The organism is Fluviicoccus sp. (assembly GCF_030646115.1).
GTDB lineage: Bacteria > Pseudomonadota > Gammaproteobacteria > Pseudomonadales > Moraxellaceae > Fluviicoccus.
This window is the reverse complement of sequence record NZ_JAUSMX010000015.1, coordinates 273,209-291,882: the sequence shown is the minus strand read 5'-3', so window position 1 is coordinate 291,882 and position 18,674 is coordinate 273,209. Positions and strand designations below refer to the sequence as shown.

11 protein-coding genes are annotated in these 18,674 nt (G+C 59.5%); 5 read left to right on the top strand and 6 right to left on the bottom strand.

Annotated elements, in window-relative coordinates:
• Positions 1-122 precede the first annotated feature (122 nt).
• Entirely contained in the window at positions 123-1,028 is a 906-nt protein-coding gene (locus Q7T36_RS11765; RefSeq protein WP_304848478.1) for a metal-dependent hydrolase, read from the bottom strand.
• Between the two features lie 96 nt (positions 1,029-1,124).
• On the opposite strand from Q7T36_RS11765, the gene Q7T36_RS11760 reads away from it, so the two are divergent.
• Positions 1,125-2,138: an AraC family transcriptional regulator gene (locus tag Q7T36_RS11760; protein WP_304848475.1), complete on the top strand. Its 1,014-nt coding sequence runs from the start codon at positions 1,125-1,127 to the stop codon at positions 2,136-2,138.
• A 212-nt stretch (positions 2,139-2,350) separates the two neighbouring features.
• Here the strand turns inward: Q7T36_RS11760 and Q7T36_RS11755 are convergent, their stop codons facing one another.
• From Q7T36_RS11755 to Q7T36_RS11745, 3 genes are all read right to left on the bottom strand, one after another.
• Positions 2,351-7,843, bottom strand: coding sequence for a discoidin domain-containing protein (locus Q7T36_RS11755; RefSeq protein WP_304848472.1), 5,493 nt, complete (start codon positions 7,841-7,843; stop codon positions 2,351-2,353).
• A gap of 353 nt (positions 7,844-8,196) precedes the next feature.
• Positions 8,197-9,522, bottom strand: coding sequence for a PHB depolymerase family esterase (locus tag Q7T36_RS11750; protein ID WP_304848469.1), 1,326 nt, complete (start codon positions 9,520-9,522; stop codon positions 8,197-8,199).
• 248 nt (positions 9,523-9,770) lie between these two features.
• Positions 9,771-13,220, bottom strand: coding sequence for a hypothetical protein (locus Q7T36_RS11745; RefSeq protein WP_304848466.1), 3,450 nt, complete (start codon positions 13,218-13,220; stop codon positions 9,771-9,773).
• Positions 13,221-13,628: 408 nt separating this feature from the next.
• Between Q7T36_RS11745 and Q7T36_RS11740 the strand changes: the two genes are divergently transcribed.
• Both Q7T36_RS11740 and Q7T36_RS11735 read left to right on the top strand, forming a co-directional pair.
• Positions 13,629-14,351, top strand: coding sequence for a hypothetical protein (locus tag Q7T36_RS11740; protein WP_304848463.1), 723 nt, complete (start codon positions 13,629-13,631; stop codon positions 14,349-14,351).
• 7 nt (positions 14,352-14,358) lie between these two features.
• The gene (locus Q7T36_RS11735) at positions 14,359-14,772 is read left to right on the top strand and encodes a DUF4345 domain-containing protein (protein WP_304848460.1); all 414 of its coding nucleotides are present in this window, start codon (positions 14,359-14,361) and stop codon (positions 14,770-14,772) included.
• On the opposite strand, the gene Q7T36_RS11730 is transcribed toward Q7T36_RS11735, so the two are convergent.
• A complete protein-coding gene (locus Q7T36_RS11730; RefSeq protein WP_304848457.1) occupies positions 14,757-15,674 on the bottom strand; it encodes a bestrophin family protein in 918 nt (305 codons plus the stop codon). The two genes, Q7T36_RS11735 and Q7T36_RS11730, sit on opposite strands and share 16 nt — an antisense overlap.
• A gap of 227 nt (positions 15,675-15,901) precedes the next feature.
• Between Q7T36_RS11730 and Q7T36_RS11725 the strand changes: the two genes are divergently transcribed.
• Positions 15,902-16,543, top strand: coding sequence for a hypothetical protein (locus tag Q7T36_RS11725; RefSeq protein WP_304848454.1), 642 nt, complete (start codon positions 15,902-15,904; stop codon positions 16,541-16,543).
• A gap of 51 nt (positions 16,544-16,594) precedes the next feature.
• Here Q7T36_RS11725 and fumC read toward each other — a convergent pair whose 3' ends face one another.
• Complete coding sequence (fumC, locus tag Q7T36_RS11720) at positions 16,595-17,986, bottom strand: class II fumarate hydratase (protein ID WP_304848450.1); 1,392 nt, start codon at positions 17,984-17,986, stop codon at positions 16,595-16,597.
• A gap of 214 nt (positions 17,987-18,200) precedes the next feature.
• Between fumC and Q7T36_RS11715 the strand changes: the two genes are divergently transcribed.
• Positions 18,201-18,647 carry an SRPBCC family protein gene (locus Q7T36_RS11715; protein ID WP_304848447.1) on the top strand — a complete coding sequence of 149 codons (447 nt, stop codon included), beginning with the start codon at positions 18,201-18,203 and terminating at the stop codon, positions 18,645-18,647.
• Positions 18,648-18,674 lie beyond the last annotated feature (27 nt).

The following is an 18,674-nucleotide window of genomic DNA, read 5'->3' as shown; positions in this document are numbered from 1 at the left end:
AGCCGCAGTAGAAGTGGGGCAGGGCATCCATCGGGTTCGACGGCGTGTTGTCAACACTGCCGTGCCTGATGCTGCGGGACAGACATGATGCCACCGTTCGGCCAGCCGGTTGCTTCCGGAAATCAGGGCATCGGCTTGGAAACGATTCCCGGCTTTTGCCACTGCTCCTTCAGGATGCCCTGGCTGCCAAAGAGCTTCTCGCGCCATTCCTCCAGCAGGGCCTCGGTGTCGTGCTGGCTGGGGTGGAAGCCCGGCTTAAAGAAATCGAGCAATTGGGGCACGATGCTGGGAATCATGCCGCCGCGCCCCCAGAAATGCTTGATGCCCGGCCAGTTCTTGCGCAGCGAGAACAGCCGGCCATCGTGTGCCAGCAAACGCGCATGGAACCAGAGGAAGATCAGGGCCAGGGTTGCGGTGGTGGACATCATGGTGAATGTCCGCAGCGCATAGCCCCCTCCCACTTGTTCGTAGACATCGAAGGCCACGGTCTTGTGCTCGTTTTCTTCCAGCGCGTGCCAAAGCCAGATCTGTAGCAGGTGCGGATCGGTCATGCGGTGCATATGGTCGGCCTTGAGACAGTATTCTGCGATGATGGCCGTGTAGTGCTCCAGGCAGACGGTGACCGCGAGCTGCCTTTTGTGGGGCATGGTCTTCTGCAGGAAGCCCAGCAGGTAGCCGATATCGCGATCCAGCTTGTCCATGGGATAGCCGTAACTCTGGAACCAGGCGTTCAACGCCACGTGCTCCTTGCTGTGCATCGCTTCCTGGCCGATGAAGCCCGAGATTTGCGCCTTCAGCAGCGGGTCTGTGATCCGGTTGCGGTAGTGGCGAACCGACTCCACAAAGAAGGATTCCCCTTTCGGGAACAGGGCGGAAAAGGCCCCCCAGAAAGTGGTCATGTAGGCGTCACCGGCATAGCCGAAGCGTACTCCTCCGGTGAAGTCGAAGTTCATGCGGCGCGGCGGGATATTGGCCCTGGCTCCGGCGGTCTGGCGGCTGGATAAGGGGCTGGCAGTGGTGGCAGTCATGGGGCACGCTCACGGGATGACGGGTCGTCGACATAGCCATTATCCAGCGTCACATTCCACAAATCACGCCAGCCTCTTACCATTTTGCGACGCGCCATGAATCGTTCCCATGCCCGACCGACCATCTTTGGAGCCTATGTCAGCAGCCTGGCGGCCGTGGTGGCGCGCTGGGACATCAGCGCCGAGCGCTTGCTGGAGGGAAGCGGCATTGATCCGGAGCGGCTGCTGGATCCCTTGTGGCAGGTGGACTATGGCGTCTTTGTCGCCTTGGTGAATCGCGCCCTGCAACTCACCGGCGAGCCCGGGCTTGGCTTCCACCTCGGCCTCCAGATGACCGTTACCTGCCATGGCCTGATTGGTTTTGCGGCCATGGTGTGCCGGAATGTCCGGGAGGCCCTGGAAGTAGCCCAGCAATACATCCTGTTGCAGTCCAGTGTGCTGGCGATACGGCTGGTCGTGGAGGGCGATACAGCGCGCCTCTATTTCGAACAGGACTGGCCCAACCCCATGCAACAGGAGGTCGCATGCTGCAGTCTGATGCTGGGCTTTGCCATGATGGGTAAGGCGGTCACCGGGCTGAGCCTGGTGGGAACCGCGGAGGTGCCTTTCGCCGAGCCGGCGTATTTTTCCCGATTTGCGCATCTGCTGCCGGGAGATGTGCGCTTTGGTCAAAAGAAGCCCTGCATGGTGTTCCCCGCGAGTTATCTCGATTTTCCCCTGTTGATGGCAGACCCGCTGGCAGCACGATTGGCACGTGAGCAATGCAAGAACAACCTGCGCGCCTTGGTGGGCCAAACTGGATTTTCCCATGCGGTGCGTGAGCTGCTGCATGACGAAGTGCTGGGATTCGCGCCTATTGATCATGTGGCCGAGAAGCTGCATATGTCCGTGCGCAACATGCAACGGCAACTGGCCGCCGAGGGCTTGACCTTCCGGCAATTGCTGGCCGAGGAAAGACTCAAGCAGGCAGTATTTCTGTTGAGGCGTCGTGACCTGAGTCTGGCCTTTATCGCTTCCCGACTGGGCTATGCCAACGTCACGGCGTTCACGCGGGCCTTTCAGCGTTGGATGGGGGAAACGCCGGGCCTGTACCGTCAACGGCTTACCTGAAGACCGGGCGCTTCTGGGTGGCTGACGCGGTTCCAGGTCTGATGGCGCGGCAACGGCTTAAGCGCGGCTTGGACACCGCGCCCGCATTGGTGGATTGGTTATCAGCCTGCCGTGCCGGTATCAAGAAAAAACCCAAGCCAGGCTTGGGTTTTTCCAACATCAACGACTTGCCAGTCAATGTGACATGACACGGCAAGCCGTTAAAGGTTTCCTCAACGTCCCCAGACCTCCACTTCCGCCAGGGAAAGATAGGTTCCCGGGACTCCCCATACACGGACTTGATCGACATTGTAGGCCTTGATATCGATGTTCACCGAAGATCCGGCTAATCCGGACGGGTGATTGAGAATCGCCTGCCGTTTCCCTTGGTAAAACAGTTCAACCGTGAAGTTGGCCAGTCGTTCGGTGCAGCAATCCTTGCGGTTATGGATGGTAACGCCCGTCACTTCATAAGTTCCTTGCAGATTGACACCCCAGAAATTGGATGCGTCCGCATTGGTATGCGTGGTGGAATTGCTCCAATAATTGCCGTCGGTATTGCCATCGACGGCTCTGGACGCGTCGCCGCCCCAGGCTATCGAGGATTGGAAGGCTGGCTTGTTCAGCGCTACGTTGATCCTGGAGGGGGCAAGAAGGTTTGTTCCCTGACGTTTGACCAACAGGAAGCCGCGCGGCGCGCGGTCGGACAACGCCCGGTTCAGCAAGGCCCGCACAAACGCGTTGGACGCAGCAGGCGTCATGACCAATCCGGGGGAGTTCAGTTCATGCAGCCGGATGGCTTCGATCGCCACGGAATTGCCACTCACGTTCAGAATCACTCCCAGCCGCGCCGACATCAGCGTGGCGGGCTTCAGGCCTTCAATTCTCGCCCGCGAGGTGGGGATCGACTCCAGCGTCAGCGCCACGTCATCTATCCGTACGCGATTGACATTCATGTTCCCGGAATCCAGTTGATAAGGCGCATCGGCGATGGCTACCCGCAACTGTGCATTCAGACCGGTATTCTGGCCTGATGCGCTCACGCTGGCGATCGGGTTCGCCAGCAGGGCATTCAATGCCTGCCGCGACCCCGGGTCATTGCCAACCGCACCGGATTGCACGGCATCTTTTACCGCCTTCAGATCGATGAGCTTTGTCAGGTCCAGCATGGTCGATTCATTGAAGATGTTGGACTGGGTCAGCGCCGCCAGCAGCGAGCCGCTGAACCGGCCGTTAAGGTGCAGGTAGTCGGTGTCTCCCCGGGCATTGAAGACCGTACCGGCGGTTTGCTGCAGCGCCTTCACGCGCTCGGCGTCCGTCAGGCGCTGCCCGTAGAACACCCGGCCGTCAAGCGTGGAGTTCTTGGCGACGGCGTCCACCGCCAGCAGGAGGTCATTGTTCTTGGTCCGGGCATCCGTGACCCGCATTTGCAGGCTGAGGCCCGCCGCCTGGAAGGCTTTGAAGGTTTCAAAGAGTCCGTCCGGCAACAGCGGCATGAACTTGCCGATGTTGTCGGCGGCCCAGGTATCCATTGGGGTATTGAAGCCCGGTGAAAACAGTGAATCCTCCGTGACCTTGGCAGCCAGCTTGTTGGCTTGGGTTTCCAAGGCTTTGCTCACACGCTCATTGATGAGCCAGTTGAAAGCCGCCTCGCGGATTTTCAGCCTGATCTGTCCGACCACCGTCCAGGGATTGATGTCCGAATTGTCGATGAGGCTAAAGCTGTTCGGATCAAGCGCCACGTTCACACCCACGGCGAAAACCTGGTTCTTGTCGGCGGGTGGGGCCTTCAGCGCAAAATCTACATTTGCCCGGGTGTTGTTGAAGACAATGTCGTTGTTGAAGACCTGGGTTCCCCAGCACACCGGCCAGACAAGGCAGTCGCCCTTGATTGTCATTTCCGCGTTGATCGTGATTCTGGGCGCATTCAGCACGGTTGGTATCACCGCGTTCACCGCGCTGTCCGGCAAGCTCCGGGTGGAGCCGGTCAGGCTGAGTCTGTCGAGCTTGATCGATTTGATTTTCAGGGAACCCTGGTTGTTGCTGTAGATGTTGATGCCGGCATTGGCGGCCAGCTCGTCAGCGATTTGCTGCAGGTCCACGGTGGATGCCAGTCTGGCCGAGAGCGCCCGGGCGTCCTGACGCACCACAATGCCGGCGGGGACCTTGGCTTCGTTGAACGAGACCCAGGTCTTTTCCTCGGCCTGGTTGGCGTTACGGACCGAGAGGGCGTATTCCTTTACGGCGAGGTTGTTGCCGCGCCAGGTCCATTTGTTGTCTGCAACCGGCACGGCGGAACCGTTCACGAACAGCGTGTTGCCATGGGAGCCATAGGCGCGTCCCCGCATTTCAACGATGCCCCGGTCCTTGTCAAGCACGGAGAAGTCCACGAAGAGTTGCAGGTCGTTTCCCGCCGTGTTGAACGCGGGCGTGGTGTTGCCCAGGGCAACCGTTTGCGGCTTGGCCAGCAGGGAATCGAACTGAGCGGCGATGTAAGAGCCGATGCGGTTGAAGAAATCGGCAATGCTGCCGAAGAAGTCGCGCGCTTCCTGGACAAAGGCACTCAGCAGGTTACGCTGCTCGTGCAGGATTTCCGTGTACACGGTCTTGCCGGGGATACTGACGTTCGCCGACGATCCGGTCACGGTGAAGGTGACATTCACCAGTTCGCTGCCATTCAGGGACTTGGCCGACAGGGTATGGGGTCCGGCAGCCAGGGTTCCGGCGGCAAAATCGGCCTCCGGCGTGCTGTTGTTGGTGCCGAAAAGCGCGAACGGCGGTTCCTGGTAGGATGATGCGCCGTTATGCACAAACGTCACGCGTCGCGTCAGTCCCGTGGAGGATGCGCGGATGTTCACCTGGTCTGTTTCCAGCGCGGACAGGTTCAGGACCATGCCGTTTGTCAGCGGCATGATGTCACGGCCCGTCCGCGCGTCGACCAGGACCAGCGCCTTGACCTCGGCCTTCTGGCCGCTTGCGGAAGGCAGCAGGAGTTCATCGATCAATAGGCCGCCTTCGCCCGTTTTGAAGGGCCATGCGGGGGCGTTGGCCAGCCAGGAGGCCGGGAAGTTGCCCCACACCAGCGCGGGCGGCTGCGAGGGTTGGCGACGAGGATCCAGTTTGCCCGGAATGTCGCGGAACTTCAGTGCGTTCAAGCCGAGACCTCCCTCGCCCCCGGCCGTGTGACAGCCCAGGCAGAACGGGTTATAGACTGAGTCGGGGCGCGGCGCGTCGTGATAGAGCGGTCCCTCGGGGAAGATGATGGCTTCGCGGATACTGCTGGAGCCCGCGGGCAGGTTGTACTTGTGGGCGGCATAGTCCGCGCTGTAGTCGGTGTAGCAGGCATATTGCGGATAGGTCTGCTTCCCGTGCATCTGGAGGGTCCGGCTGACAGCGGCATGGGAGGAGGCCGGATAGGCTCCGGCCTTGCCGCGCCAGACACCGGTGTACTGGGACGGCAAGCCGATGAGCGTACCGCTTGCCATGTTGCACGATTCCTCGGCGTTGAAATGCTCCGAGAAGATCTTGAAATCGTCGATCCATCCCTGGAATGCCCCCTGTTGCGCCGTGGCGGGCGCCCCCACCACCAGTTGGCCGGGCAACAGCCGGAACAGGCCCGGTGCGCTGGATGCGCCGGTCCATTCATTCAGCACGAAGCCGTTGAGAAGGAACTGCACGCGGCGGCCGCCGGGAAAGACCTGGATGCCCAGATGCGCCCAGGCCTTGTTCGCCAGGGGGAACGGCAGTTGTATCGAGTTCAGGCCCTCGCCCCTGGCGTTCCGGTAGACAACCGACTGGCGGTTCAGCAGGTTGACCGAGGTGTTGTCCGGGAAACGGATCAGTGTGACTTCGCCGCCGCCCGCCAGCCGGGGCTCAATGTTCAGGCCCATGTACCAGGGGAAGGCATCGATATTCCGCGGTTGCCGCTTGATCTCATAGATCAGTCGCGCTCCGTTCCCGTTCAGCCACAGGCCCTTGCCCCGCAAGCCCCCCAGCGCCGCTGGCTCCAGGCGGCCGCCGATCACTTGGCCATGGGTCGGAATATGCCATTCTTCTGGCAGGGTTGTAGCGCTGTTCTGCATGTAGACCGGCGCGCTGAACGACAGGGTATTCAGGTCCCAGCCGTCGTGATACAGCATCTGGTGGGAATTTCCGGCATCGAAGTCCAGGGCGCCTGTCATTTCCGAGACAATAAAGCCGTTGGGGCGCAGATAGTCGTCAAAGGAAATTTCGTCCGTCTGACGTCCGGTACTGGCGAGCCAGCTCACATCGTGCGGGCTCACCGTGCGCAGGTTGGGCAGGTAGTTCAGCCGCTCTTCCATGGAGTCGAAAATGGAGCCGTTGTTGGCGCTGCCGACGGGCGTGTTGTAGCTGCCGACCCCGCGGGTACTGCCCATCCGGACCTCCCCGGTTTCATTGCCCAACCTGCCCGTGTTGGGGGCATACAGCTGTGCATAGGAGTGCTGCCTGTCCTGCTGGCCGAGCTTGAAGTCAATATCATTGATCACGCCATCCAGCACCACCATCTTGCCCCGGGTCCATAAACCCGTCAGCACAATCCCGATGTCATGGACGGAGTCGGTGACATCCTTGCGGTCAGCCGCCGTGCAGCCATCCACTACGCAACGGGTGGGAAACCGGGATTTGCCGCTGTGGTCATTCAGGCGGGAATTGAACACGGACAAGGCCAGGACACGGGCCTGGTGATCAATCCAGGGATAGGTTCCCTTGATATCGGCGCCGTCAGGAATCAGATTTCCCTTCGGGTCCCGGAAAGGGTAGGCCGCGAACTTGTAGCGTTCGCGCATGGTGGCATGGTAGGGCGCGTGGGAAATCGGGTAGAACTTCTTCCAGTTGCCTGCGTCGCAGGCATTCGCGCTCTTCGGGGCCACGCTGTAGGCCGTGTCCACGCTGTCGGTGGTCTGGTAGGCGCCGGTGTTCTCGTTGAACCAAGTCAGTTTCTGGCCGCCCAGTCGCACCACCAGCAAGCGGCCGTCCGCCGGGGTGATATGCTCGAACTGGGCGGAGAGCATCTTGTCGTTGCGCCGGATGCCCTCGCCGCGCACGGTGACTTCCTCTATTTTGGCCCAGGATGTCTTGGGATTGGAAACACGGACGGTCAATGGCGCGCTCAGCAATGTTTCCACTGAAGAGCTCGGATTGGTGCCGTTATTGGTGGGCTCGGGAATGGAAAGCAGCGACTTCTCATTGATGCCGCCAACCAGGGTCACATCATAGCAATCATCAGCCCCGGACAGGCCGCAGGCATAAGGGTTGGCGCGCTGGCCTTTTTCCTCGGGGTCGGACTCACACAGTGTCACGTGCTGAAACCCATCAGGTGCCCCCAGTTTTGCCAGATCCAGCTTGAGATAGGGGTTATTGGCGTCCACCAGCGGCGTAGCGCCTCTGGCGCTGTTGATAAAGGGTGTCTTGACCGTCTCCGGTCGCAGCAGCGCCAGGGCCGGCACATGGTCGAAGGCCTGGCTGTGCACGCCCAGACGCCCGTCCCTGGTAAGGCGCAACGGCGGCAGAATGGGGCGGCTGAATTCACCTTCAATGATTCCGGTGACATTCCGGAAAATGGCCGGCACATCCGGCAAGTTCGGGTATGCCCCACTGGCGGGTCCGGTCGGACCCGCGATCTGGTAGGGCAGTTCGCTTGAACTGACGACAGATGGCAAGAGGGCTGACAGTATCAGCACTCTTGTGCGCTGTGGTAGCCACATAACATATACTCCGTAAAACAGGTTTGAATACAAGTACCGAGCGATTTTTCTAGTAATGCCCGTTCTCATCACGCCCTCTGGAAGGCGTACGAAAAGGTTTATCCATGCAAGCCGGAAGTACGTAGGGCAACTTTCGCACTAACCGGAACCGGCATATCAGGAAGTCCCGGAACAGAGGCTTACCGGGATGGTGAAACAGCGTTGACTCTGCTTTCCTTGGAGTAACGCTAGCGCATGTGTGAAGCAGGACCGGCTTGCCGCTTCAACTCGGGGAAACACCAAGACCGGACTATCCGAATACACCTGCCTGTGATGAATATGAATGACGTCTGTTTAAAGGAAAGACAGGCTGGTCAACCTTGCGACCAGACGGACTTGCCATTGCGAATGATCTGCAACTTGCCGTTGGTGCTGATTTGCAGGCGTGACTCCCCACTTCCGGCGCTGTTGCTGGACCAGACTGCACGCGCGTTGAAATAGGCGGGAAATATGCCTTTCCAACCCCAGTAACCCTCGTTCCATATCACCAGATTGCCGTCCTGCTGCAATACCAGCTTGTCAGCCCCTGAGCCTCGGGTTCCGGAGCTCCAGATGATGCTGTCCGTCCGGGCGTTCTTCAGCACCACGTTGCCGTCACCCTGGACATCAAGGCGGAACAGTCCGTCATCGGTCGTCAGGTATTGGTCAGGATGTAACTCCTGGCCCGACCAAAGACGATCCGACTTGTGCCCCGGTTTCCGGTGTTTCGACAAAAAGTCCCAGGCATCGCGAACCACATCCACCCCCCCGGTGGTTTCGGGGTACCGGGAGTTGTGCTTTCCTTGAGGGAATGTCAAAAGGTTAACTGAAACTTCCTGACGGCAACGTGATCGACTCTCGGTGTAAGAGCCCTCACCTGTGGGATGAGGAACCTTGGCAGAAAGAGGATCAGTACAGCCATTTCTGGCGGCCCAGGTTTGCAGTCCTTCATGGGCGCTGGCGAACCATTTGAGGGTAAAATAAGGGGGGATAAACTGATGACCGGCATAGGGAACGACATTGTCATCCGTCGCATGCATCGCTAGCACGGGGACGGGGCGACGCTGGACCCACCAGTCAGGGATATGCCAGGAAAAGTTGTCTATTACCGGAAAGCTGGATGGAACAATTGCCGTAAATAAATCGGATTTTTCAAGCGCCAGACGATGCACCATGGCCGCCCCGTTGGAATGCCCCATCAGGTAAATGCGAGTGTCATCAATGCCGGCCTTGTCCTTCACCAGTTGCCGGAGACGTTTAACAGACTCCAGGGTGTAACCGACGTCATCTACGTTAAGAGCGCCTGCGGGGAAACAGCACGGCCCCGCATTCCAGGCTTTTCCGGCCCCGAAAAGCTGCTGGCTGGATTCCATCCACATAATGACAAAACCATGTTCATCCGCCAGTGCAGGCAAATCCCTGGGGTTGCCGACCTCCGCCCATCCTTTTGTGGAGTCGCCATAAATTCCGTGAAAAACGAGCAGCAAAGGCGCATTACGTTTGACTTTTTCGGGGACGTAGTAGTCATAGCTGCGTCCATATAATCCGTGCCAAAAACGGTCCGTATTTTTGTCGGCCGCGTGACTATGGATTGGCAATAGCGCCAACATCAGGGCCAGGAGCAGGAAAGTACCATGCTGATTGAAATTTCGTGTTTTCACGGGCCCGCCTCTCATGTGTGATTTTCCGGATACCCGGAGCCAATGGTTTTATTTTGCGCATGATACTTTTGGGTTGGGGGCGGACACACAGCGAAACGGGACAGGACGCTTGGCAAATTGGACACGGGACAAGGAGGGGATTAGTTCGCCAGCCGTTGGTCAACGAACGATGCATTAATCAGGGTAAATGCAGCAAGCCAATCCCGCGGCCTGCGGTGATCCCTCACCGCAGGCCGCGGGGCAGAGTGCTAGGGACTGACCGTGATGCTGAAGCCGCGCGAGCTCTGCTGTCCGTTGGGCGCATAAGTCGTTACGGTCACCTGGTTGGTTCCGTTCCTTAAATAGCCCACCGGCAGTTCGAACGGGGCGGTCGTGTCACTGAATGACAAGGAGCCGCTGACCTGGAACATGGCTCGGTTGGTGAGCCCGCCGGCATTCAGGCGTAATGCGCGGAAACCGCTTCTGGCAAGTGTTGCGCCTGAGTTCGCCACCGCCACCGGCTGGCCGTTCTGCACCGTCACCAGATTGCGGATGTCCGGCGATATGCCATTACTGCCGGGCTGCAGGTACTCGTCAATGAGGCCCGACCCGGATACACCCCAGTTGGCCTGGATGGAATTCAGGAAATCGGACGGAAGGTTGCCGCTGATGAAAGGCGGGGCCTGGGTTGGTTGACGACGCGGATCCAGCTTCGCCGCCACGTTTTTCCACGCCAGGGCATTCACCTTCAGCCCGACGACTTTTTCGCTGGTTTCGTTGCCGGCATGACAGATCAGGCAGAATTCGTTGGTGGTGGAGTCAGGACGCGGGGCATCGTGGTAGAGCGGGCCTTCCGGGAAGTGCATGCTGGCGCGGATGCTGATGGCGCCGGCGGGGAGGCTATGCATCACGGCTGTACGGTCCTGGTCCGGGCTGTCCATGTAGCAGGCATAGCTGGAGTAGAAAGGTTGTCCGCGCAACTGGAGCGCTGTCGTGATGCGGCCATGCATGGCCGACGAATACCGCTTGGCCTGTTCGGCCAGTTGCGGATTAGTTCCGGTTGCCAGCAGCGTACCGTGCGCCAGATTGCAGGCCGTTTCCGGATCGGGCTGCCAGGAAAAAACCTTGTATTCATCCATCCAGCCTTTGTACGCGCCATAGTTGGCGGAGGTGGCGGTCGATATCCCGAACAACCGGGTCAGCCAGTTCGAGTAGCGCTTGTCGTAGCTGTTGTGAGCGCGCCCCAGAACCAGTGCACCCCCCGTCATTTGAAACAGGGAACTGTCTGCCGCAGTTGACAGGAATTCCGTGTAGGGATAGCCATTCACAAAGACCGTAATCCGGTTGGCCGGTGATTTCTGGATGCCCAGCTGGAACCATTGCGCCTTGACGAGACTTGCGGGAACAGAAAATGTCTGCTGCAGTTCGCCGAAGTTGTTATAGGCCTTGAACGTGACGTTTGCGCCGGAATCCAGCATGGTCAGGCGGCTCTTGTCCGGAAAGTCGAGGACCACCCGCTCCACATCCGGACTCAGCCCCCGTGCATCCAGGAACACGGAGTGGAACCAGGAAGACGCCGCCATGGAGTGCGGCTGGCCGGACGGGATGTCGTATAATATCCGCGTATTATCGCCATTGAAGTATAGGCCTTTGCCCTTGACGCCGCCGTTGCCCACCGGCTCGATGCGCCCATGCACCACATCCCCGGAGTGGGGAACAATCCAGCGGTCGGGCAGGGTGGTGGCTGCATTCTGCACCTTCACCTGACCCCGCCATGAGCCGTAGAGTTCATTCCAGCCATCATAGCCCGTCATGCGGAAAGGATTCTGGTTGACCCACGAGTAGGCCGCCACCATGTCCGAGACGATGAAGGCGTTGTTGTTGAGCAGGTCGTCGAAAGAAAATTCATCGCTCGTCGCGCCGCTGCTGAGCAGCCAGACCACATCGTGCGGCGAGGCGGGCTTCAGGTGCGGGTTGTAGTTCATGCGGTTTTCAATGCTGTCGAACAGCGACGAGTTCTTCATCAGGTAGGTCAGGGCCTTGCCATCGCCTCCGGGAATGGTGTTGCCATATTCATCCTTCAACGCGATGTACTGGTCTTTGGGTGTGCCGCCGCCGACTTCCCGGTAAGCCCCCACCTCGACACTGGCGGATTTGTTGGTCGTGCCGGGCAAGGCGGAACCGGGCTGGTAAAGATCCAGGTACAGCGCGTTGGCGAGATTGATGCGGAAGTCGGCGTAGTTCAGCCGGTTGTCAATAACGGCCATCTTGCCTTTGGTCCATGCCCCCATCAGGGCGAACTGGCTGACATTGCTCTTGTCCGGCGAGTCACCGGGTGTGCAGTCGCTGTTGACACAACGGTTGGGGAAACGGGAATTATCGAACAGGAAACCGTCCCGGAAGAGATTGGCGTCGCTGATCATCAGCGACAGGTTCTTGGCGTCCTTGTCCAGCCAGGGATAGGTGGCCTTGATGTCCTCGCCGTCGGTTATGAGGTTGCCCATTGGATCGCGGAACGGATACTTGGCGAACGCATACCGGTCCCTGACTTCCGGATCGAAGGGGGCATGTGTAATGGGTTTCAAATCACCCCATTGGGTGACATCGCACGGGGCGGCGGTCTTGGGCGCCACGGCATAGACCATTTCGTAGCTGCCGGCGCGCATCAGGCCGGTGGTCGAATGGCGCCAGACCAGCGGCAGTCCTTGCCGCCGGGTCACCAGAATACGGCCGTCCGCCGGGGTGTTCAGTTCAAACAGGATCCCTTGGCGAATGGGCGCTTCCTTGTGGTCCGGGCTGAACGTCACTTCCGCGATTTTGGCTTGCGCGGTTTTTGGTAGGCTGACCCGGACCGTCATCTCCCGGCTGTACAGACGATCCTCTTTTTCCAGTTGCGGCATATAGAGGGTTCGATAGCCATCCTTAAGCGAATAGATGGCAGAGGTGCTGAAGGTGTCCTTGACGGCGCTGCCGACCAGCGTCAGCTTGTAGCAGTCATCCTGTCCGTTGATGCCACAGGTGTAGGGGTTTCTCTCCGCAGGCGTTTTCGGTTCACCTTCGCAGATGGACACGAAATGCGTGGTCTTGCTGCCGGGCATGCCCCATTTGTTGTGGTCGGTGACTTCCCAGGTGACCGGATCCAGTGTCGGCACGCTCGCCGCGCTCTGCAGAAAGTGTTTGTTCAGGACTTCCGGACGATTGAGCCGGATGCGCAGCGGTTGCGGACTACCGTCCAGGCCGCCGCTGCCGGGAACCACGCCGATGCGTCCGTCGTGCGTCAGGCGCATCGGCGGCAGCAGCGGCTTGCGGAACCCCTCGGTCAGGTTGACGGGTGTGACCACGCGGTTGACCAATGGGATCAAGGGGGTGGCAATCGTCCAGCCACCGCCATTGTCCGGGGGATTGTTATTGACGATGACGGTGCTCAGGCCGGGGATATTGGAGGAAATATACTGGTTCCAACCGGCACTGGCACTGGCGAGCTGGTCGGCCGGCGGCAAGGCGCCATAACGTGCTTTCGCCTCGGCGTAATATTGCAGAAAGTTCCATTGCGAAACCCCGAGGGCATACGCGGAATTGATCAGGGGCCGGTCGTTGTACCAGTTATAGCTGTTTTCCGGAGCCCTGGGCTCCGGGTGTGCGGAAATACTCTGTCCGCTCAGGGATAGCAACGCGGCGATACACGATAGGCGGAATCGGGCAGTGTCGGCAAAGGTCATGGTATCTCCTGTATTCTTTATTCGTATATGGCGGGGCAGCCTTAGAGCACAGAATGGGTGATGGACCTCAGCCGCACCGCTTTTCTGCTGACCGGGAGTGCTTGTTTTTTGTGTTGTTCCCATGCGGGGGCATCAGCCGGGCCATGCTACAGCCGGTGACATGCTGCGGACACAGCAAAACGGGACAGGGTACTTGGCAAATTGGACAGAGTCAGTCTTGTTCATTTCTGCGGCCATGATCCACCGCAGCTGCGCCTTCGCCCCACTATGACACCAGCTCGCTGGTCAAATGCGTATTTCGCAGCCGGTGCAGATTTTCAGGTATTGATATTGATTAATGTTAAGATCAGTGAGTGGCAGCATAACAATAAGAGTGCCTTTGCCGAAGGCGCATAAGGGTTTGAGGGGATGAAAATGCGGAAGGTGATGGGGGCCGGCTTGCTGGCGTTGTTCATGGGCATGCAGCCCTGGGTCGCGATGGCTGCCAATACTAATAATGATGATGATGGCCTTGACCAGTTTCAGGAACGGGCAGTACGCAACCAGTGGATCAAGATCCGCGATGACCGCCGAACCAATATCGTGGCCTGGTACAAGATTGAGGATGGCAAGGCCGTCCGTTCTTTCAAGCTTGAAGCGATCATGGACTCCCCGATGGAGCGCGTCGCCAAGACCATTCTGGATGCAGACAACCTGCAGCGCTACTTCTGGGAATGCTTTGAGTCCCGGCAGGTCAAAAAGATATCCGACACCGAATTTTACGCTTACCTGAAAGTCAACGTGCCGCAGCCTGTGCCGGATCGTGACATTGTATTGCGCCTGCAGGCACAGCCGTATTCGAAGAAGCGCGGCTATCTCACTTTCCACATTGATGCGGCTCCGAATGTCCTGCCTCTGTCTTCCGGCCTGGTGCGGGTTCCTGAATTCACCTTTGACATCAAGCTGACGCCGATGGGTGCGGAAACACGGCTGGAATTGGAGGGTTCGATAAATCCGGGGGGAAATATCCCGTCCTGGGCGGTCAACGCCATCATGCGCAATGCCCCTTATGTGTCGGTTCTGGGTATGCGCAGACTGGCCAAGCTCGCTAAATTCGAGGAGCCTTTTCCCTACCGCATCACGGAGGACTAAGTCTGCCATGTCTCGTCTGGTCAAGCTGTTCCTGGTGCTCTGCGCGCTGGCGTTTATCTACATCGGCCTTGCCACCTTTCACGACCCGCTGGCCGCGTTGGCTCCGGTGGAAATCACCTCGAACTCCGTCAGTGCGCTGAATGAGCTGCGCGCCAATTATGGCGGGCTGCAGATCGGTATCGGTTTGCTGTTGCTGATCGGGGCGTTACTGCCGTCCATGACGCGGCCCGCGTTGATGGTGCAGGCGCTGCTGGTGGGCGGACTGGCGGCGGGGCGGCTGATCAGCATCGGGCTGGACGGCCTGCCGAACGGGTTTGTGCTGATGTTGCTGGCGCTGGAGAGCACCATTGCGTTGTTGTCGGCGGTGTTTTGGGTGCTGGGTAAAGATCCGGGCCGCCCGGACGCTCACAGCAACACATAATCCACCGGCTCCACGGCTTTCGGCAACTCCCCATCGCCCAGCATTTCCCGCAACGTCGTTTCAATCATCACGCACATCGCCTCCAATGGCAGGTCATTGGCGCTGGTCCCGAAAGGCTCTTCCAGCTCATCACTCAAGGCTTCCAGCGCAAAGAAGGTATAGGCGATAAAGGCCACCATCAGCGGCGTGGTCCAGCCGATGGCGTCCACCAGCCCGAAGGGCAGCAGGAAGCAGTAGAGGTAGGTGGTGCGGTGCATGATCACGGAATAGGGGTACGGCAACGGCGTGCTGTTCAGCCGTTCGCAGCCGCAGATGGCGTCGGTCAGCCGCGCCAGCGGCGGTTCCATTTCCGTGGCGGGCAGGGCGTCCAGTTGCTGCTGTTGCCGCCAGGTTTGCAGCTGCCGCGCCAGATCCAGCACCAGCAGGTTCGGGACGAACTGCGCCGTCCGCAGTGTTTCCAGAACCTCCGGCGGCAGCAGCCGTTGCAGGTCAGGCGCGGCGTCGGTGCGACGCAACTGATGGCGCAGGGCGTAGGTCACGGCCGCCAGCGTCAGCACCGCTTGGCGTTGTCGCGGCGCTTCGACAGCATGCGGCATGGTCAGTATCTGCCGCGCCAGCGTACGGCTTTCCCCCAACACAATGCCCCACAGTTTCCGGCCTTCCCAGTAACGGTCATAGCTGGCGCTGTTGCGGAAGCCGAGGAAGACCGCCAGCGCTATGCCGATCAGGGTGAAGGGCACGAAGGTAAGCGGTACTTTCAGGTGATAAAGCTGCCCATGCAGCACCGTGACCAGGCAGGCAATGCCGGTGACGGCGGCCAGTTGCGGCAGGATGCGCGGCAGCACGGAGCCGCGCCAGATGAACAGCATGCGCAGCCAGTGCTCGCGGGGACGGACAATCATGATTCAGGGCCGGACAGGCGGAAGATATCCGGCTTTTTAACGTGATCAGCATCAAGTTACCAGTCAGGGCACGGAAATATCTGCGGGATGCGCGTTGGCCGGTTTTGGTGTAGCGTCAGTGATACCCGTTACTCAGGGAAGTCTGTCCCGCGCGCCAACCCTCAGCGACGGCGAGTTCCAATCTCTCCGGCCTTTTTTGCCCGTCAATTCTGGAGTCACACCTGATCATGGCTACCTGTTACCAATGCAATGAAGAGAAGGGACTGGAAAACTGTGTTTCCTGCGAGAAGCCGGTATGCAAGCAGCATGCGGGTCATCTGAAAAACTATGTCTCGCTGGAAGGCCGCAAGGGGCGGGGATGCAGTGTCTGCATTGAGGAAGGACACGCACGGCCCGATTACGGCATGACCGACTTTCATCTGGTGGTGCCGGACGCCGTCCGCCGTTTCGAACACAAATTCTATCCGCGCATCCTGGCGGACCTCTCCACGCTCACCGACCAGACCAAGCAGGAAACCTTCAACGAAGCGCGTCAACTGGTGAAGGAACTGGAAGACTCCATCCAGCGCACCAGCGAAACCCTGACCCGCGAACTGGAAGGCTCCGCCGACCGCATTGTCACCGATACACTGGAGAAGGTGCAGCTGACCTTGCAAGGCCTCACCGCCGAGATCACCAACGCCATTACCCATCAACGAGTGGAAGTCACCTCGGATGCGGAGAAAATTGTGCAGGAAATCGGCCGCACCGCGAATCAGGCCATTGTCGAAGTGAGCAAGGCGATTAACACGGCGCTGTTGCGCGCGGCTATTGTGCTGGTGGTTGGCTTGGGCAGCGTGGCGGCGCTGATCGCAGTGGTGCTGAAATAGCCGGGAAATCCGGCTGACTCAGGCTGCACCCATTTCATCCGGGGAGACACATTACACCCCCGGTCCCACCATCGCCTCCGGCCGCACCAGTGCATCAAATTCCTCCCCGCTCATCAGCGCCAGTTCCATGACCACCGCCCTCAGCGTCTTTCCCTCCCGATATGCCTGCTTCGCCACCTTCGCCGCATTGTCATAGCCAATTCTCGGATTCAGCGCCGTCACCAGCATCAGCGAATGATGCAAATTCCGGTCGATGATTTCCGGTACCGGTTCAATGCCCATCGCGCAATGTTCGTTGAAACTGTTGCAGGCGTCGCCCAGCAAACGAATGGATTGCAGCAGGTTGAGGCTGATCACCGGCATATACACGTTCAGCTCGAAATTCCCGGAAGCCCCGGCCATGGAAATGGTGACATCGTTGCCCAGCACTTGCGCTACAACCATGGTCAGGGCTTCGGCCTGCGTCGGGTTAACCTTGCTGGGCATGATACTGGAGCCCGGTTCATTTTCGGGAATGCGCAACTCGCCGATGCCGCAGCGCGGGCCGCTGGCAAGCCAGCGCACATCATTGGCTATCTTGTTCAAACTCACCGCCAACGTTTTTAACGCCCCGGAGGTTTGCACGGCGGCATCCCGCGCCGCCAGCGCCTCGAATTTGTTGGGGGCGCTGACAAAGGGCAGGCCGGTCAGTTCGGCAATCTTCGCCGCTGTCCGCACGGCATACTCCGGGTGCGTGTTCAGACCGGTGCCCACGGCGGTGCCGCCAATGGCCAGTTCATACAGGTCTCCCAGCGCCTGCTCCAGCCGTTTCAGGCCATGGTCCAGCTGGCTGACATAGCCACTGAATTCCTGGCCCAGCGTCAGCGGCGTGGCGTCCTGCAAATGGGTGCGGCCGATCTTGACGATGGCGGCAAAATCCTCGGCCTTGCGTTGCAGCGTCTGGCGCAAGGCGGTGACGGCGGGAATCAGCTGTTGACGCATGCCGGTGGCGGCGGCGATATGAAGGGCGGAGGGGAAGACGTCGTTGGTGGACTGGGAGCGGTTGACGTGATCGTTGGGATGCACCGGGCTCTGACTGCCCGGCGGCTTGCCCGCCAGCACGTTGGCGCGGTTGGCGATCACTTCGTTGCAGTTCATGTTGCTTTGGGTGCCGGAGCCGGTTTGCCAGATCACCAGCGGAAACTGGTCATCCCATTGACCGGCCATGACTTCGTCCGCCGCCGGTAAAATCAGCGCCAGCAGCGAAGGCTCCAGTTGTCCCAGTTCGGTGTTGACCAGCGCGGCAGCTTTCTTGACCAGCGCCAGCGCCCGGATCAACGGGCGCGGCAGGCGTTCATCGCCAATCCTGAAGTTCTGCAGGCTGCGCTGGGTTTGTGCGCCCCAATAGACGCCTTCGGGCACAACAATTTCGCCCATGGTGTCGTGTTCAATGCGGCCGTTCATGATGCTGCTCCTTTAACGTACAGCATAGGCGGTATGCCGGTTTCCCGCCCGGCATTTCGCCCAGTGTCGTTTTGATCATCACGCACATCGCATCCAGTTGCAGATGGCGGTTTAACGTGATGCCTGGAGTTTTTGTCGGGAAGGACCACCGGGCGCTTGCACCCTGCGGGTGTCGTCAGGCATCTTCGGGGTGTTCATGGCCGGAGCCTTCGCAATGGAAACGTCAGTACCCGTCTCACATGTGTTGCAGACACAGCGCATCCTTCCCTATACGCCGGATGTCATTTATGCCGCCTTTGCCGACCCGGACCGCTTGGCGCAATGGTGGGGGCCGAATGGATTCACCAATACCTTTAAGGTTTTTGAATTCCGGGTCGGGGGGCACTGGATCTTCGTGATGCATGGCCCGGACGGGACCGATTATCCCAACGAGTGTGTGTTCAAGGAGCTTGAGCCGGGGAAAAAAGTGGTGATTGAGCACGTTTGTCAGCCGTACTTTACGTTGACGGTGTCTCTTCAGCCGGTGAAGGAGGGAACCCGGGTGCTGTGGGTTCAGGCGTTTGAAAATGCCGGGGTGGCGGAGGCGGTTCGCGCGGTTGCCGGGCCGGGGAATGAGCAGAATCTGGACCGGCTGGGCGGGGTGTTGGGCGGGGCTGGATGATTTGATCGCCCCGTGTGGGGGGGCTTC

Bases quoted from the DNA above. Each gene is read 5' to 3' on its own strand.
- Q7T36_RS11740 (WP_304848463.1), top strand. From the start codon at position 13,629: ATGAAAATGCGGAAGGTGATGGGGGCCGGCTTGCTGGCGTTGTTCATG.
- Q7T36_RS11755 (WP_304848472.1), bottom strand. From the start codon at position 7,843: ATGTGGCTACCACAGCGCACAAGAGTGCTGATACTGTCAGCCCTCTTG.
- Q7T36_RS11760 (WP_304848475.1), top strand. From the start codon at position 1,125: ATGAATCGTTCCCATGCCCGACCGACCATCTTTGGAGCCTATGTCAGC.
- Q7T36_RS11730 (WP_304848457.1), bottom strand. From the start codon at position 15,674: ATGATTGTCCGTCCCCGCGAGCACTGGCTGCGCATGCTGTTCATCTGG.
- fumC (WP_304848450.1), bottom strand. From the start codon at position 17,986: ATGAACGGCCGCATTGAACACGACACCATGGGCGAAATTGTTGTGCCC.
- Q7T36_RS11745 (WP_304848466.1), bottom strand. From the start codon at position 13,220: ATGACCTTTGCCGACACTGCCCGATTCCGCCTATCGTGTATCGCCGCG.
- Q7T36_RS11725 (WP_304848454.1), top strand. From the start codon at position 15,902: ATGGCTACCTGTTACCAATGCAATGAAGAGAAGGGACTGGAAAACTGT.
- Q7T36_RS11715 (WP_304848447.1), top strand. From the start codon at position 18,201: ATGGAAACGTCAGTACCCGTCTCACATGTGTTGCAGACACAGCGCATC.
- Q7T36_RS11735 (WP_304848460.1), top strand. From the start codon at position 14,359: ATGTCTCGTCTGGTCAAGCTGTTCCTGGTGCTCTGCGCGCTGGCGTTT.
- Q7T36_RS11765 (WP_304848478.1), bottom strand. From the start codon at position 1,028: ATGACTGCCACCACTGCCAGCCCCTTATCCAGCCGCCAGACCGCCGGA.